This is a genomic window from Dietzia sp. E1 (assembly GCF_014145015.1).
GTDB lineage: Bacteria > Actinomycetota > Actinomycetes > Mycobacteriales > Mycobacteriaceae > Dietzia > Dietzia cinnamea_A.
Genome location: NZ_JAALDU010000376.1, coordinates 1 through 1,161, shown reverse-complemented (window position 1 = coordinate 1,161; position 1,161 = coordinate 1). Strand labels below are relative to the sequence as shown.

Below are 1,161 nucleotides of genomic sequence, written 5' to 3'. Positions count from 1 at the left end.
GCCGTCGTGGCCGCGTGCGGCGCGGGTCGGGCGGAGCGGCTCGGTGACCGCGGCCGGCACGAGGCGAGGATGCGGGACGACCTGTGCGTCGACGCCCCACCGCTCCCGGATCTCCGCGGCGGCGCCGGCGGTCAGCGTGAGGACGGCGGAGGCTCCGCGGACGAGATGACCGGTGCGCTCGAGATGGGCGGCGGGGTCCGGCTCGTGCGGGTTGGTCAGGTCGTGGACCGTCACCACCAGCGGCATCGCCCGCGCCCGCAGCGTCGCGACGAACTCGGCGATCTGCTCGGGCGAGCGGTGCTCGTACCCGAAATGCACGTGCACGAGGTCGGCGTCGTCGAGGACCTCGGGCCGCTCGGCCGCCTCCAGCGCGGGATGGGGCCACCACCGGGCGGGGCCGGCCGGGTCCAGCACCGGGTCGTCGAGCACGACGACATCGGCGGCGGGTTCGAGGGCGTGGCGGACGTAGTCGTGCCCGGCGGGCACCGAGCGGACACGCATCGTCGGGGCGGGGGAGGCGCCAGAGTTCACCTCGACACCGTGCCATGCGCCCCCGGGGCATCGACCCCGGGCCTACTACTGTCGACGCGGTGAGCACCCCCGACTGGCCGACCGTCATGGTGATCGGCAACTGTCAGGCCGACGTCTACCGCGACCTGCTGCGCGCCTCGGATGAGGTCCGGGTCGTGGACGTGCGGCCGGTGTACGAGATGACGGCCGCCGACCTGCCCGCCCTGCACGCCGACCTCGCGCGCACGGACGTGCTGATCGTCCAGCCCGTCCGCGACGACTACCGCGACCTACCGCTCGGGCATCGCCAGCTCGCCGCGCATCTGCCGCCCTCGGCGACGATCGTCCTCGTCCCCGTCCTGCGCTACGCCGGTCTGCACCCGTACCAGGTGTTGGTCCGACCGCCCCACGACCGGTCGCTGGTCCCGCCGCTCGCCCCGTACCACGACCTGCGCACGATCCTCGCCTCCGCGACCGGTGACCGCGGTGTGCTCGAGGCGGCTCCGACCGCCGGGCAGGCCCTGGCGGCCGCTCGCGACTCGGTGGACGCCCTGCGGATCCGTGAGCAGGCGCACGGCACGCTGACCGCCTCCGACCTGCTCGACGGGTGCCCGCGCTGGCACACGATCAACCACCCCGACCGGCACACGC

General features: G+C 74.8%; 2 protein-coding genes. One reads left to right on the top strand and one right to left on the bottom strand.

Annotated elements, in window-relative coordinates:
• The coding region (locus G6030_RS12335) for a glycosyltransferase (protein ID WP_347238654.1) at positions 1 to 531 on the bottom strand (531 nt) is incomplete at its 3' end.
• Between the two features lie 59 nt (positions 532 to 590).
• Between G6030_RS12335 and G6030_RS12330 the strand changes: the two genes are divergently transcribed.
• Positions 591 to 1,161 (top strand): WcbI family polysaccharide biosynthesis putative acetyltransferase (locus G6030_RS12330; RefSeq protein WP_182643316.1); only part of this gene is annotated, 571 nt, incomplete at its 3' end.